The organism is Akkermansiaceae bacterium, assembly GCA_017798145.1.
Classification (GTDB): Bacteria; Verrucomicrobiota; Verrucomicrobiia; order Verrucomicrobiales; family Akkermansiaceae; genus Luteolibacter.
Genome location: CP059069.1, coordinates 1,244,004 through 1,259,141, shown reverse-complemented (window position 1 = coordinate 1,259,141; position 15,138 = coordinate 1,244,004). Strand labels below are relative to the sequence as shown.

At 60.8% G+C, this 15,138-nt stretch carries 9 protein-coding genes; 6 read left to right on the top strand and 3 right to left on the bottom strand.

Annotation, left to right across the window (positions count from 1 at the left end; all coding sequences use genetic code 11):
* Positions 1-27 precede the first annotated feature (27 nt).
* Positions 28-1,554: an FAD-binding protein gene (locus HZ994_05365; GenBank protein QTN31777.1), complete on the top strand. Its 1,527-nt coding sequence runs from the start codon at positions 28-30 to the stop codon at positions 1,552-1,554.
* 49 nt (positions 1,555-1,603) lie between these two features.
* Here HZ994_05365 and HZ994_05360 read toward each other — a convergent pair whose 3' ends face one another.
* Positions 1,604-2,032, bottom strand: a complete 429-nt coding sequence (locus tag HZ994_05360) for a hypothetical protein (protein ID QTN31776.1) — start codon at positions 2,030-2,032, stop codon at positions 1,604-1,606.
* 246 nt (positions 2,033-2,278) lie between these two features.
* On the opposite strand from HZ994_05360, the gene HZ994_05355 reads away from it, so the two are divergent.
* Entirely contained in the window at positions 2,279-2,521 is a 243-nt protein-coding gene (locus HZ994_05355; GenBank protein QTN31775.1) for a glutaredoxin family protein, read from the top strand.
* A 58-nt stretch (positions 2,522-2,579) separates the two neighbouring features.
* Complete coding sequence (locus HZ994_05350; protein ID QTN31774.1) at positions 2,580-8,660, top strand: alpha-2-macroglobulin; 6,081 nt, start codon at positions 2,580-2,582, stop codon at positions 8,658-8,660.
* 54 nt (positions 8,661-8,714) lie between these two features.
* Here HZ994_05350 and HZ994_05345 read toward each other — a convergent pair whose 3' ends face one another.
* Together HZ994_05345 and coaD are read right to left on the bottom strand one after the other, a co-directional pair.
* On the bottom strand, positions 8,715-10,973 hold the full coding sequence (locus tag HZ994_05345) for a hypothetical protein (GenBank protein ID QTN31773.1): 2,259 nt from the start codon (positions 10,971-10,973) through the stop codon (positions 8,715-8,717).
* A 64-nt stretch (positions 10,974-11,037) separates the two neighbouring features.
* Positions 11,038-11,535 (bottom strand): pantetheine-phosphate adenylyltransferase, encoded by a 498-nt coding sequence (gene coaD / locus HZ994_05340; protein ID QTN31772.1) that lies wholly within the window; start codon positions 11,533-11,535, stop codon positions 11,038-11,040.
* A 113-nt stretch (positions 11,536-11,648) separates the two neighbouring features.
* On the opposite strand from coaD, the gene HZ994_05335 reads away from it, so the two are divergent.
* From HZ994_05335 to HZ994_05325, 3 genes are all read left to right on the top strand, one after another.
* Positions 11,649-12,443 (top strand): sugar phosphate isomerase/epimerase, encoded by a 795-nt coding sequence (locus HZ994_05335; GenBank protein QTN31771.1) that lies wholly within the window; start codon positions 11,649-11,651, stop codon positions 12,441-12,443.
* A gap of 25 nt (positions 12,444-12,468) precedes the next feature.
* Positions 12,469-13,851, top strand: a complete 1,383-nt coding sequence (locus tag HZ994_05330) for an arylsulfatase (protein QTN31770.1) — start codon at positions 12,469-12,471, stop codon at positions 13,849-13,851.
* A gap of 102 nt (positions 13,852-13,953) precedes the next feature.
* Positions 13,954-15,138 carry an FtsW/RodA/SpoVE family cell cycle protein gene (locus tag HZ994_05325; GenBank protein ID QTN31769.1) on the top strand — a complete coding sequence of 395 codons (1,185 nt, stop codon included), beginning with the start codon at positions 13,954-13,956 and terminating at the stop codon, positions 15,136-15,138.

Below are 15,138 nucleotides of genomic sequence, written 5' to 3'. Positions count from 1 at the left end.
GCCTTCCGGAAATGCTGTAGGCGCCGTATGAGATTGCCTCCCAAGAAAGGCCGCGTTTTCCAGGTCAGGCCCCGCCTGAATGTCCTGAGCAATGACGATGTGTGGGATGAGCTCGATACGATCGCGGAGGAGGGCTCCGGGGATGGGGATGGGAACGGGACCCAGCCGGAAGCGGAAAGGCTTGATCTCCGTGCCATCCTCACCTCGCTGCTTGGGGAGGAAAAGGTTTCCGCAACCGATGAGGTGAAGGGAGCCCACTCGGGGGACAAGTGGTTCGCAAGTCACATGCCGGACGTCGTGGTGTTTGCGGAAAGCACGGCGGATGTTTCCACGGTGCTGGCCTTCGCCCACCGTCACCGCATTCCGGTTACCACACGCGGCGCTGGTATCGGCTACGTCGGCGGCTGTGTACCGGTGCGCGGTGGCATCGTCCTCTCCACAGCGCGGATGAACAGGATCATCGCGATCAGCCCAAAGGATGGGGTTGCCGTCGTGCAGCCGGGGGTCATCACCGGGGAGTTGCAGGAGGCGGTCCGCGCCCTTGGCTGGGACTACCCGCCGGATCCCGCATCGCTCAAGGAGTGCTCTATCGGCGGAAATATCGCCACCAACGCCGGCGGGCCACGCTGCCTGAAGTACGGCGTAACCCGTAATTATGTGCTCGGCCTTGAGGTGGTGCTGGCAAACGGGAAGGTGATGAAATGCGGCGGACGCCTGCACAAGAACAAGACCGGCTTCGACCTCATCGGGCTTTTCGTAGGATCGGAAGGGATGCTGGGGGTTGTCACGGAGGCCACCCTGCGCATCATCCCCAAGCCTCCCGCCCGGGTCATGCTGGCGGCGGTTTTCCCCGATTTTCCCGCCGCTGCCAAGGCTGTGCAGGCCATCCTGCAGGCGGGGCACCTCCCCTCCGCCTTGGAAATCACGGACTCCTTCACGCTGGAGGCGGCGAGGAAACGTCTTGGCGCGGAAACCTTCCCCCCTGGCGAGGGGCACTTGATCGTGGAGATCGACGGCCGCCCCGCAGCTGTCCGCTCCGAGGGCGAGGAACTCTACAGGCTGCTCGTCGGATGCGGGGCTTGCGACATCCGGGTGGCGATGGACGATGCGGAGTGCGAGGCGATCTGGCAGCTCCGCCGCGAGTTCTCCTACTCCCTGCGCGATACCGGCCTGACCAAGCTCAATGAGGACATCGTCGTGCCGAGGGGGAAACTGGTGGAGTTGGTGGAGTTTGCCCGGATGCTCCAGAAGGAGACCGGCATCGCCATCGCCTGCTTTGGCCATGCGGGGGACGGGAACATCCACACGAACCTCATGGTTGAGAATTATGATGATCCCGAAGTCCGCGCCCGCGCGGATGCCGCCCTGGACATCCTCTTCACATGGGTGCTGGGAAAAGGCGGGGCGATCACCGGCGAGCACGGTGTTGGCCTCGCCAAAAAGCCTTGGATACGGCAGGCGCTCGGGGATGTATCCTTCGCCGTCCACCGCTCCATGAAGCGCACGCTCGATCCCCACGGGATACTCAATCCCGGGAAATTCCTGGATGAGTGAGCGGTGGCGGGGGCACGGTTTTCCCGGCAAAGGATTGCGGAGATTCGGTTCAGCTTGGTGGCAGAGGTGCCGGCTTTGGTAATTTGTAGTCGTGGCTCCATCCGCATTTCTTGCACAGCACGAGGCGGGATTGCGGCATCACCACGGAGAGTGCGCCGAGCAGCATGGGCGGGAAGAACATTCCTCCGAAGACGACCCACCATCCCTGGTTGCCACGCAGGTTCCTGGTGAATTCCGGGAACAGTCCCGGAATGATAAAGCCGCCCAGCAAGAGAAACGGGATGAACCCGTAGTAGGCTGTATTGCGCAGGATGCGCCCGATTTTCCCCGGCCCCATGCTGAGGTTGAAACCGTGTCGGAATACTGTGCCGCAGACGCCGCACTTGTCCGGCAGGTCATCCGGCCATGGGCGTGACAGGAACTGCCCTCCCCTGAGGTGATCTTGCGGAACATCACGGAATTTCCAGCTAGGCGACATGGCGGCGGTGTTGATTGCGAACCCGGTTTTTCTGAGTGAGTATCACATTTATCACAGTGGGAATAAGCAGTTTGGTGGTCGAGGTGTCAATGATCGCCTAGGTTTTGGTGGTGATGGGAGCAAGAAGGGTTGCTGAACCGAAAGATGGATACGGACAAGGGGGAGCTGATTCGCGGCTGTCGGAGCCCTGTTTGCATTCCTGCGTTGCGGGCTTGCTCCGCTGTGTTTCTGCACGATCATGGGGACATGGAAAACGACAGGGTGCTTTATCTGAAGGCGGGATGCCCATGGTGTACGGAGGTGGAGGAGTATCTGGGGAAAGAGGGGATTGCTGTGCGCAAGGTGATGGTCTCCGGGAACAGGGAGGCGATGGCGGAGATGGTGGAACTCTCCGGGCAGTCGAAGGCGCCGACTTTGGATTGGGAGGGGGAGATCCTGGCGGATTTCGGAGTGGACGAGCTGCTGCCCTTCCTTGAGGGCAAGGTATGAGTTTTTTTCCGGAAATTTCTAAGCTTTCCCCCCGCCCCGTGTCTCCTATGGTAGAGACATGAAAAACCTGATACTTTCCCTACTGATGTGCGGCTCGATTTTCGCCGCGGAGGCACCCGAAATGAGAAAACAGGCGGAGCAGCTGGAGAAGGAAGGGAATTGGAAGGAAGCTTATGAGCTGCGGGTGAAGCTGTTGCGCGAGTTGGACGACGGCGAATCCGGTGAGGATCTGAAAAAAGCCCTGAACTCGATGAACCGGCTGGGGGCTCTCAAAGGTTTTGATGAGCTTATGGATGAGCTGACGGATTCCAAGAAGGGCAATCCGGTTTTCATGCAGGCGGCCGGTCAGATGTATATGGGTGTCCAGCACTACGGCCAGATCGTGGACAACGCATTCCAGCGCGGCAATGACGGTAGGGGCGAGTGGAGGCAGGTGCAGGAGCAGGACAGGCTGCGGGCGCTGCAATGTTACGCGCAGGCATGGGAGCAGGTGGAGAAAGGCGGCAATGCCGAGGCGCAGTTGCTCATCAGCATGTCCCAGGCGCTCACCATGAACCGCATGGGGGGCTACCTGTGGCGGCTTTCCCTGAAAACGGATCTCACGGCGGTGCCGGACTATACGGAGCAAATCGACGTGATCACCAGCGAAGGCGCTCCGGTCGCTAAGGACGGCGAACCGGATTACATCGATATGCCGGCATCATGGGAGGCGTCGAAATCCGACGGCGAGCGCTGGCGCTGGCTGATGGCGGAGATCGGCAGGCTCACCCCTGAATCCGCGCCGCAGCAGGAGTTGCAATGGCTGCAATTTTGCCAGCAGAACTACGGCGTGAACACGCTGGCCTCCTACGGCTGGTGGTCGCAGCCGGATGTGAAGGAGCGCGATGGGATACTCCAGGCATCGACCCTGAAAGAGGAAGAGACGATCGCGAAGCTGGCGAACGGCGTGAAGCGTTTCACGCTTCGCGAAGACTACCAATTCATCCCGGGGCTGCGTAAGCTGATGCGAGCCGGGAAAGGTTCTTCGGAGTGGCAGGCGGGGGATCTGCTGGTGCAGGTTTTCCTGAACCGGAAGCAGTATGCCACCGCTGCAGAGACCCTCGATGAGGTCATACGACTTCACGGCGCGGGCAACAACGACAGCCGGGCGAAATTGCTCAAGCAGATCCGGGGCAACTGGAGCCAGTTCGGCGCGACCCCGACCTATTTCGCCTCCAAGCCTGTGGAAGTTCCTTTGACTTTCCGCAACGCGAAATCCGTGAAGCTTTCGCTGACGCAGGCGAAGGAGGAACTGCTGATGCAAGACATCATCGAGCATCTGAAATCGAATCCGGTCCAGATCGACCACATGAAGTCATCCTTTTCCCAGCTCGGAAGGGTGCTGATGGAAAAGAACAGGGATAGGTATCTCGGCGATGAGATCCGCTCGTGGACGGAGGAACTGAAGCCGGCGGCCGGCCATGAGAACACGGAGGCGAACATTGGGCTTGGGAAACTTGCGCCTGGCGCCTATCTCCTCAAGTCGGAACTTGAGGACGGGAACACCGCATGGATCGTGGTGTGGGTGAGGGATCTGGTGATCCTGAAACGCAGCGAGGCGGGCAGGGAGGTGATCTACCTTGTGGATGCGGCGGCGGGTGCGCCGGTGGCGGGTGAGCTGGAGTTCTTCGGTTACCACGCGGACTACCTGCAGAAGCCCGATGGCAAAAGGCGCTTCAACATCGTCACCCATCATTTCACCAAAAAGACCGACGAGGACGGCAAGCTGGTGCTGAAGGAGGAAAAGGGCTGGGACAATGACCGTTGGCATATCATCGCCCGTGCGGGCGAGCGCCGGGCATACCTCGCGGACAGGAACCTCAACTGGCGTGGCAACAACGGCAATGAATACCGTTACGTGGCGCAGAAAACCATCGGCATCACCGACAGGCCGGTGTATCGCCCGGGGCAGGCGGTTCACGTGAAACTGTGGGCCGGGGAGGCGCGGTATGATCTCGGGGAGGAGTCGGCATTCGCCGGGAAGTCGGCAACTATTGAGGTGCGTGATGCCAGGAACGAGGAGGTTTTCAAAAAGGACGGTCTCATCGCCGATGAATATGGCGGGATCACCTTCGACTTCGATCTCAAGGAAGAGGCGGCGCTGGGAAATTACATGGTCACAGTCAGGGGGGAGGTTCCGAACACGGGTTTCAGTTTCCGTGTTGAGGAATACAAGAAGCCTGAGTTCGAGGTGAAGGTGGACGCTCCTTCGGAACCCGTCGCACTCGGCGAGTCTTTTGAGGCGACCGTTTCCGCAAACTACTACCACGGCGCCCCTGTCACAGAGGCGACGGTGAAGATCAAGGTGGAGCGCAATTTCTACAACGACCGCTGGTTCCCCGACGGGCCGTGGGACTGGCTCTACGGACCGGGCTATTGGTGGTGTTACGGCGAATACCCGTGGTATCCGGGCTGGGGGGTATGGGGCTGCATACGCCCGCCCGCCCCATGGTGGGGTGATCGCGGCCGCATGGGTGCCCCGGAACTTGTGCTTGAGCAGGCTTATCCGATCGGCGCCGACGGGAAGGTGAATGTGAAGATCGATAGTTCGATCGCGAAGCTTGTTCACGGCGATCAGGATCACAAATACACGATCACCGCCGAGGTGGTGGATGCCTCACGGCGGACCATCGTGGGGAACGGCTCCGTGCTCGCTGCGAGGGAGCCCTATGATGTCACCGTCTGGCTGGACCGTGGTTATGCCCGGGCAGGCGACAAGGTGACAGGTAGCTTCGCGGCGCGCACGCTCGATGGGAAAACCGTCGAGGGCGAAGCGAAGGCGATCCTCTACAGATCCAGCGTCGATGAGGAAGGTAAGATTACAGAGAAAGAGGTGGCGAGCTGGAAGCCTGAGGGCGGAAACTGGGTTTTCGAGGCCTCTGAGCCAGGACAATACCGGATCGCGGTGGAGTTCACGGATACGAAAGGCCGCAAACGCGAGGGCGCGACGGTGTTCTCGGTGAGCGGCGCGGATGGTGCGGGCGATTTCCGCTACAACGACCTCGAACTGATCCCGGACAAGAAGGAATACAGACCCGGTGATACGGTGAAACTGCTGGTGAACGTGAACAAGCGGAAGTCCCGCGTCTGGCTGTTCATCCGCGCCAACCAAGGCAAGGAGGAGGAGACGAGAATCATCCGCATCAAGGGCAAGTCCCAGGTGGTCGAGATCCCCGTTGCGCTCGGCGACATGCCCAACTTTTTCATCGACGGTGTGACCGTCGCGAACGGCGAGGTGCACACGGTGACCCGTGAGATCGTGCTGCCGCCCGAAAAGCGTAAGCTCGGAGTGGAGGTGATCCCCGCAAAGGACAGGCTCAAGCCGCGCGAGAAAACCTCGCTGACGATCAAGATCACCGACTCCGAGGGAAAACCCTACAAAGGCTCGGCGGCAATCAGCATTTACGACAAGAGCCTGGAGTATATTTCCGGCGGGTCGAACGTGGGTGAGATCGTGCCGTTTTTCTGGGATTGGAAGCGCCACCACTACGGCCCTGGTGTGGAGGATTCCCAGAGCCTTTCTGGAAACCACATGCAGATGCCGAATACCACCTTCATGCAGCAACTTGGGATGTTTGGCGGGATACATGCGAACAGGCGATTCCTGAGCAGGGGGAAAATGAGGTCCGGCGACGGTGGTGGATTCGGAGGTATGCGTGAGGAAATGTTGTTCGAATCGAATTTTGCTACGGACACAGTGATGCCTGGTGCGCCGATGGCGAAAGCCGCCATGGCGATGGACTCAGCCGAGGGAATGTCGCATCAGGTTGGCGGCGGGTCGAATGGCGGGCAAGCGGCTCCTCAGGTAATGGTGCGCTCCGAGTTCGCCGACCTGCTCAAATGGGTCGGCTCCGTGGAAACCAACGAAAAGGGCGAAGCGACCATCGAGATGGAGATGCCGGACAACCTGACGACCTGGAAAATCAAGACCTGGGCGATGGGCAAGGGGACACGGGTCGGCGAGGGATCGGCGGAGATCGTGACCAGCAAGGATCTCATCATCCGCCTGCAGGCACCGCGTTTCTTCGTGGAGAAGGATGAGGTGACTCTGAGTGCCGTCGTCCACAACTATCACAAGGAGGCGAAGGACGTGACCGTGAGCCTGGAACTCGACGGCAAGAACCTCGAAAGCACCGGCGACATGGAACGCCGGGCGGTGATTCCGTCTCAGGGCGAGACCCGCATCGACTGGATCGCGAAAGCCGTTTCCGAAGGCGAGGTGACCATACGCATGAAGGCCATCGCCTCCGACGACTCGGATGCGATGGAGATGAAATTCCCCGTTTATGTCCACGGCATGGTGAAGACGGAATCCTACAGCCGTGCGATCGCGCCGGAGGGAGACAAGGCGGTGATCGAATTCACCCTGCCACAGGAGAGACGCCCTTCCGAAACGAAGCTGACGCTCAACTACTCGCCGAGCGTGGCCAGCGCGATGGTCGATGCGCTGCCTTACCTTGCGAGTTATCCGTATGGCTGCACCGAGCAGACGTTGAACCGCTTCGTTCCGACCACGGTGGTTCACCATATCCTCAAGGATCTCGGCCACGAGCTCGCGGCGATCAAGGACAAGCGTTCGCAGCTCAACCCGCAGAAGATCGGTGATCCCAAGGAGCGCGCGAAGGATTGGCAGCCGAAGAACCCGAACTGGAATCCGGTTTGGGATGAGGCGGAGGTTGCGAAGATGGAGCGGGCGGGGATCGCGAAACTGCGCGACCAGCAGAACCCCGACGGCGGTTGGGGTTGGTTCTCCGCCTTCGAGAGCCAATCCTATCCACATACAACAGCGGTTGTGTTGCACGGCCTGATCCTCGCCCGCGACAGCGGAGCGAAGATCCCGGCCGACATGATCGAGCGCGGCCTTGCATGGCTCGCGAAGCATGAGGAAACCGAAGCGGACAAGATCGCCAATTGGAAGAAGCGCGACAAGAACACCAAGCAGAAAGCCGATTCCATGGATGCGCTCGTCCGTCGCGTGCTCGGCGAGGGCGGCAAGGACAACAAGCAGATGGAGGGCTTCCTTTTCCGGGACAAGAACGACCTGCCGGTCTATGCGAAGGCATTGCTCGGGCTGGAACTCCATCGCACCAAGGATATCGAGAAACGCGACGATGTGATCCGCAACATCCGCCAGTTCCTCAAGCGCGACGAGGAGAACCAGACGGCTTACCTCGACCTGGGGAATGGCGGTTACTGGTGGTATTGGTATGGCAGCGAATTCGAGGCGCAGGCCTGGTTCCTGAAACTGCTCGCCGCCGCCGAGCCGGAGAGCCCGGATGCACGCGGCCTTGTGAAATATCTCATCAACAACCGTAGCCACGCGACCTACTGGAACTCGACGCGCGACACCGCCTACTGCCTGGAAGCCATCGGCGATTACCTCAAAGCCAGCGGTGAGGGCGATCCGAAACTCACCGTCGAAGTTCTGTTGGATGGGAAGGTTCTGAAGACCGTTGAGATCACCAAGGAGAACCTCTTCACCTTCGATAGCACGGTGATCGTCGCAGGCGACATCCTCGGCACCGGCAAGCATACCGTTGAACTGCGCAAGAAAGGCAAAGGCCCGCTCTACTCGAACGCATACGTCGAGTATTTCACGTTGGAGGATTTCATCACGAAAGCCGGCCTCGAAGTGAAGGTGGAAAGGACTTACTACAAGCTCGTCCCCGACAACAAGGTGATCGACGCCGTCGATTCACAAGGCCAGGCCATCGACCAGAAACGCTCGAGGATGAAGCGCGTGGAGTTGAAATCCGGTGACGAGATCAAGAGCGGCGACCTCATCGAGGTCGAGCTCGGCATCGACAGCAAGAACGACTACGAATACCTGCTCTTCGAGGATTGGAAGGCCGCGGGAATGGAAGCGGTTGACGTGCAAAGCGGTTACAACCCGAACGGCCTCGGCGCCTACATGGAACTGCGGGACGAGAAGGTTTCCCTGTTTGTGCAGAACCTGCCCCGCGGTCGCCACAACCTCAGCTACCGCCTCCGCGCCGAGATCCCCGGGAAATTCAGCGCCCTGCCGACCCGTGCCGAGGCGATGTATGCGCCGGAGCTGCGTGCGAACAGCGACGAGATGAAATTCAGGATCGGGGAGTGACCCTTGCTGTTCCCAGACATTCCGCACCCCCGCCAATCGGCGTCACGGCATCCCCTAGCGCGGGATCTTCACCCGCTCTACGGTGAAGGGAAGGTCGCGGGCGGTGATCCAGACCGATGGCTGTAGATCCGTGCCGCCGCCCTTCATTCCTAGCAGGACGACTTCCAGTTCCTTGCCCACCATGCTTTCATCGAGCGGAAAGTAGTAGGTGTAGCCCGTTTCCGGGGAGCGGGTGGGGTATTCCCATGGGTTGATGGGGTAGGAAACGGCGCGATCAGGCGCACCGATCAACTTCCCGTCCATGCGCAGGGCGGCGTAGCAGCCTTCCTTGCCATGTTTTCCCTCGACCGCCACGCAGAGGTAAGATGTCGGGGTGATCTCATCGGCCTTCACCTTGGCCGACCAGGCTGCCACCGCAGGGACGGCGGCGGGATGGGCGAAGAGGTTGCTGCCGCGCCAGCCGTCACGGGACAGGGGCAAGCCCGCCTTGAACGCCTCGACCTCCGCAATGCGGTCCGGCGCCTGCCTCATCCGGAAGTAGCGCCACTTGCCGGCGGGCGGATAGGCGTTGAGCGCCGGACCGTCCTGAATCATTTCCTCGGAGGGAACCCATGTCACGAGATCCTCGCTGAATTCCGCGCCATTCTCGGCATTCCAGATCAAGGTGCGGTCCGGTGCCTGGGTGGATATCCTGAAGACATCGAACTCCTGCGGCGATCCGAGGTCGATGCGCAGGCAGCCAGCCTCGATGCGGCGGTCTTTGCCCACGCCCATGAAATCGAAAACCGTGGTGGGATCGCCATCGAACATGAATTGGTCGGAAAGGGCGCGGGTCTTGATGAGAGCCTGGCCAAGGAAGGCGTCGCGGGCGTTTTTCACCGCCGGGATGGCAGTGGGTCCGGAGCGTTCCAAGCTGCGCATTTCCAGGGCGTTGTTGTCTGCCGCGTAGCAGGTGGCCTCATAGAAGCCGACCCAATCCGCCGGCAGCCCTGTTTTTTCCAAATCCCCGAGCTTGCGGTGCCATGGCTGCCTCAGGGCGATGGGCGTAAGCCTGTCGATCTCGATGTCCTGGCCATCGACGTTCCGAACGACCCGGTACGGCCCACCATCGAGCGAAGGTTCATCGCAGCCCTCCGTGGTTACCAGCACGAGCACGGAGCGGAAGGGATGGATGGTTATGCCGATGGGTGCGCCGACGGGTAGGTCTTTGCCGAGGATTTCCTCGTAGGGATGGAGCAGGCGCACCTCGCGGCCTCCCTCGCTTTCGAGGCCGATGCTTTCATCGAGGTCGATGTCGTGTGTCACAGGCTCCCAGGTGAGGTTGCGGAGGGTGATCAGCCGGGTTTTTCCGTCGCCCCGCGAGACCGCGTTCGGGCCATAGCTTTCCTCCGGAAGGACGATGCCCTTGGTGAGGATGTGGCGGTAGCGGCGGTGGAGGTTGAAAATGCGGGCGAGCTGCGGGAATTCGTCATCACGCAGAAACCAGGGGCTGCCGTAGAGCTGCGGGGCTAGGATCATGGAGCGGTTGAAGGCCTGGAGGATCAGGTCGTCCTGCCAGTAATCGAGGCATGAGGAAAGGCAGACACCATGGTCTTCGCTAAGGCGCTTCAGCTCCGGCGGCAGGCCGCGTGAGATCGCCTGGGCGCGGTTGTGGGTGGCGGTCTTGTTGTTGACCATGTGGACATCGATGTATGTCTCCGCGCCCTCCCAGAGGAAAGTCGTGGCGTGGGGTTCCGCCTTGCCGAGGTTGAGACGGTGGTTGAGCAGGATGAGATCCGGGCTGTGCTTGCGGCAGGATTCCATGAGGCGGATGAAGGCGTCCTGCTTCTCATCGCGCAGCTGGCCGCAGACGGCGTCCATTTTGAAAAGATGGAAGTTGTGATCCCGGCATAGCGAGGTCAGCAGCTCAATGCGGGCATCCTCCTCCTGCCTGGTGTCTCCGAATCCGTCCGGCCCGAGCCAGACGCCGAGGCGGCCTCCGAAGCCCTTGGCTTTTTCCGCAAGCGGGGCGAATCCGTCGGGGAACTGCGACTTGAATTTCCGGGTTTCGGTTTTTCCGTAGTAGTTAGGCGCGTCGATCGCACCGGCATCGAAGGCGTAGATGTCGAGTCGCATCCCGTATTCGTCTTTGAGCCACTGGAAGAAAGCCATGTTGGCCTCGGTCTGCGCCGTGGTGGTTCCCTCGTTGGTGTTGTCTATCCAGGAAAAATAGTGCGCCTGGGACGGCGTGTTCTCATCGGCTCCTGCGATGGGCGGCTTTTCGGCGGTGAGCGGCTGGGAGAGGATGGCCAAGGCAAGCAGGCTGCGTTTCATGCTGCGGAGGCTAGCGGGATGGATCCCGCCGGGCAATACAATCCCGATGGCATGCCCCGTCCGGTCAGGAAACGGGCTTCGGCCCCTGCCTGAGGACATCGAAGACCTGCGGAGGGACGTAGCGCCTGACCGTTTCCTCCCAGCCATCCGGGCCGGTGAGGGACTTGATCATGCTGGAGGAAAGCTCCGCGATATCGCGCGGCGGCATCAGGAATACCGTGGTGATCTCGGGCGCCATGTCGGCATTGATATGGCGCATCACACGCTCGTATTCGTAGTCGTTGGGAGAGCGTATGCCTCGAAGGATGTAGGCGGCATCCATCTTCTTCGCATAATCGACGAGGTAGCGGTTGTCGAAATGGGCGACCTCCAGTCGCCCGCTTTCCGGGACGGAGGCACGGAGCATTTCAAGGCGCTCACCGAGCGAATAGGAATAGGATTTCGCGGGATTGCTGCCGATCGCGACGATGAGCCGGTCAAACATCTGGAGGCCGCGCTCGACCATCCAGAGATGGCCGTTGGTCGGCGGATCGAAGGAGCCTGCATAGACGGCGGTGCGCATGGGACCCAAACCCTAAGCAACGAATTTCGAATTCCAAACCATTAAATGAGGGATCGTCGGCACCCGCCGATTGTGCTTCAATCTGGTACGGTTCATGCGCGATGCTCACCCGCATGAGCCTGCGCCAGCGGATTGCCGCCCTGATTTTCACTGTCTCGGTTTGCGCCTGGGCGGAGCCGCCCGCACTTTACGTGTTTGAGAACGGGCTCGGCTTCGGGGCCGATGGGGAAGAGGCGGCCTTTGTTAGGAAATCGGGCTATGCCGGTGTCAGCCAGATCCATGGGGGAGGCGATGTTCTTGCGGGAAAGGTAGCTGCCTATGAAAAGGAAGGGATCAGGGTCCTTAGCGTTTACCGAGATGTCGATGGCAAGGATCTCGATGCGGCAGGTCTCCGCCCGCTGGCGGGAAAGGGTGCGTTGATCGAGCTCACTGTCAGGAAAATCACCCCGGATACCCCCGCCCGCATCGGGGGTATCTGCGCTCTCGCCGAAACCCTGGATATGAAAGTCGCGCTCTACCCGCACCACGGCTTCGCTATCGCCACCATGCCGCAGGCGATGGAAATGGTTTCCAAGGTCGATCATCCCCGGCTTGGTGTGATGTTCAACCTTTGTCATTTCCTGAAAAACGAGGATCCTGCGGATCTTGAGAAAACCATCACTGCCGTGGGCGCCAAGCTTTTCGCTGTCAGCGTCAACGGTGCGGACGAGGGGGGCAAGGACTGGGTCGCCCTGATCCGCCCGCTGGGGGAGGGGGATTTCCCCATGCAAAGGCTTCTGGCTGTCCTGCGGAAATCGGATTTCAAGGGCCCTGTCGCCTTGCAGTGTCACGCCCTCAAGGGGGATAAGAGGGCGAACCTCAAGGCATCCATCGCCGCCTGGAAGTCCATCTCGCGGCTGGACAAGTAGGGACGGTTCCCGGAGTTTCGTGAGCATGAAACGATCCACGGGGAAACTCATTCAAGCCCTCACCATTTCCGTCCTCTGCCTGTATGGGCTGGCGTATGCTGCGGAGAAACGGAAGCCCAACCTGATTTTCATCCTCTCCGATGACATTTCGATGGGCGATCTGGGCGTCTATGGGCAGAAGCTCATCAAGACGCCGAACCTGGACCGGCTCTGCAACGAGGGCACCCGCTACACCTCCGCCTACACCGGCACCAGCGTCTGCGCACCCGCGCGCTCCTCCTTTTTCACCGGCCTGCACATGGGGCATTGCCCCACACGCGCCAACCGCGAGGCGAAACCGGAAGGCCAGCGCCCGCTTCCGGCGGATACCGTCACCGTCGCTAAGATCCTCAAGTCCGCCGGATACCAGACCGCCACGATGGGCAAGTGGGGCATGGGCATGTTCGACACCACCGGCAGCCCTTTCAAGAACGGCATCGACCACTTCTACGGCTACAACTGCCAGCGCCACGCCCATAGCTATTTTCCCACCTACCTCTACGATGGAGACAAGCGCTTCGAAATCCCGGAAAACGCCAACGGGCAAAAAAAGGCATATGCCCAGGAGTTGATCCAGCGCGATGTGCTGAAATGGGTAGGCGCAAACTCAGAGGAGCCCTTTTTCCTCTTCTACGCCATCACCCTGCCGCACGGGCGCTACGAAATCGATGACCAGGGAATCTACGCGGACAAGCCCTGGAGCGAGCAGGAGAAGAATTATGCGGCGATGGTTTCGCGTCTCGATTCCGATGTCGGCGCACTCGTCGCCCTGCTTGAGGAAAAGGGCATCGCAAAGGACACACTCATCGTCTTTTCCGGGGACAACGGCTCGTCCTTCCCTCCGGATTCAGCGCTCGGGAAACGCTTCGACCAGGCCATGGGAGGCAAGCTGCGCGGCTTCAAGCGCGGGATGTACGAGGGAGCCCTGCGGCAGGCCTCCTTCGCCTGGTGGCCTGGAACGATCCCCTCCGGGCGCGTCACCGATGAGCCATGGGCCTTCTGGGATCTCTTGCCGACCTTCGCCGAGCTGGGCGGCGCGGAGATCCCCGATGGCTTCCGCCCCGACGGCCATTCCCTCGCCACCTTCCTCAAGGGAGGGCCGGCTCCCGCCCGCGAACACTTCTACTGGGAACTCCACGAGGGCAAGGACGGGAGCAAGAGCATCCAGGCGATCCGCTTCGGCGATTGGAAAGCCGTCCGGCCCAAGCGCGGGGGGGCCGTAGAGCTCTACAACCTTGCCGATGACCTTGCCGAGTCGGACGATCTCGCTGCGAAGCACCCGGATCTCGTCGCCAAGGCCATCTCCATGATGAACGCCGCCCGCTCCCCGCACCCCGATTGGCCGGATCCCGCGGCAAAGGGGCGATGAGCTGATCCCTTGCCTGCCTTGGAGCGGAATATCTTCGCCGGGGGCGGGGATGCCTGCTTGCCAAGGCGGGGCGTGTGGATATGGTTGCCGCCTTAGGGGGAGATGACGCCATTTTTACGGAAAATACTCGGGCTGAACTGGGTGCTCGTGTTCGTGATGTACGCGCTGCTCATATTCGGTGTGTTCATGATCGAGAGCGCGGCGCGGCACCTGCCGATCAGTCCGGAAAAAATGAAGGAGTTCGGCTCTGCCGGGCTCTACTACGCCTCCCAGCAGAAGATGTGGATCGTGGTGGGCAGCGTGGCGTATTTCGTGGCGGCGCTCATCGACTACAAGTGGATACGCTGGCTCGGCATCCCGCTCTATGCGGTGAGCCTCGGGCTGATGGTGATGGCGATGCAGAAGGACGATGAGGTGCACCGCCTCGTGATCGCCGGGCTCAGCTTCCAGCCCGCCCAGCTCGGTGTGACATCGGGCATCATCATGATCGCCTGGCTGATGCAGGACCTGCCCAAGCTGCACCGGATCCTCGGCGACCCTTTCATACGCATCGGCATCATCGGCGTGGTATCCGCCGTCCCCTTCCTGATGGTGATGAAGATGGGGGACATGGGCTCCGCGCTGGTGTGGATCCCGGTGGTGATCGTTTCCCTGGTGGTGGCGGGGATTCCTTTCCGCTTCCTGAGCTTCATCGGCCTGGTATCCGCAGGCGCGCTTCCCATCCTCTATTTCGTGGTCCTGCCCCTCGTTTCAGAGCGCGGGCCAGACCGCATCGATCTCTGGCTGCGCATGATGCAGGGGCAGCAAGTGGACATCAAGGGCGACGGATACGCCCCGCACAACGTTTCCATGGCCGTGGGCAAGGCGGGCTGGAAAGGGGTCGGCTGGAAGGCGACTTCGGACAAGGGCTCCCTCCACGACAAGAGGTTCATCCCCCACCTCACGGCGCATAACGATTTCATTGTTGCGGTGATCGCGGAGGAGCTGGGTTTCCGGGGGATGCTGCTGCTGCTGGGTGCCTTCGTGCTCCTGCTGGTGCAGGGGCTTTTCATCGGTTTCTACAGCCGGGATGTGTCCGGGAGGCTGATCGTCTGCATGGTCGTCGCCCTGTTGTTCGCGCACATCTACGAAAACATCGGGATGTGCGTCCTGCTTATGCCGATCACCGGGATCCCGCTGCCGCTCGTGAGCTACTCGGGGACTTTCGTGGTGATCTGCATGTTCCTGCTCGGACTGGTGCAGAGCGTATGGGTGCACAGGCACCGGGTGACGCCGGAACAGGGCTGA

Excerpts from the sequence above, each read along its gene's own strand:
- HZ994_05365 (QTN31777.1), top strand. The coding sequence starts at position 28 with ATGAGATTGCCTCCCAAGAAAGGCCGCGTTTTCCAGGTCAGGCCCCGC.
- HZ994_05360 (QTN31776.1), bottom strand. The coding sequence starts at position 2,032 with ATGTCGCCTAGCTGGAAATTCCGTGATGTTCCGCAAGATCACCTCAGG.
- HZ994_05355 (QTN31775.1), top strand. The coding sequence starts at position 2,279 with ATGGAAAACGACAGGGTGCTTTATCTGAAGGCGGGATGCCCATGGTGT.
- HZ994_05350 (QTN31774.1), top strand. The coding sequence starts at position 2,580 with ATGAAAAACCTGATACTTTCCCTACTGATGTGCGGCTCGATTTTCGCC.
- HZ994_05345 (QTN31773.1), bottom strand. The coding sequence starts at position 10,973 with ATGAAACGCAGCCTGCTTGCCTTGGCCATCCTCTCCCAGCCGCTCACC.
- coaD (QTN31772.1), bottom strand. The coding sequence starts at position 11,535 with ATGCGCACCGCCGTCTATGCAGGCTCCTTCGATCCGCCGACCAACGGC.
- HZ994_05335 (QTN31771.1), top strand. The coding sequence starts at position 11,649 with ATGAGCCTGCGCCAGCGGATTGCCGCCCTGATTTTCACTGTCTCGGTT.
- HZ994_05330 (QTN31770.1), top strand. The coding sequence starts at position 12,469 with ATGAAACGATCCACGGGGAAACTCATTCAAGCCCTCACCATTTCCGTC.
- HZ994_05325 (QTN31769.1), top strand. The coding sequence starts at position 13,954 with ATGACGCCATTTTTACGGAAAATACTCGGGCTGAACTGGGTGCTCGTG.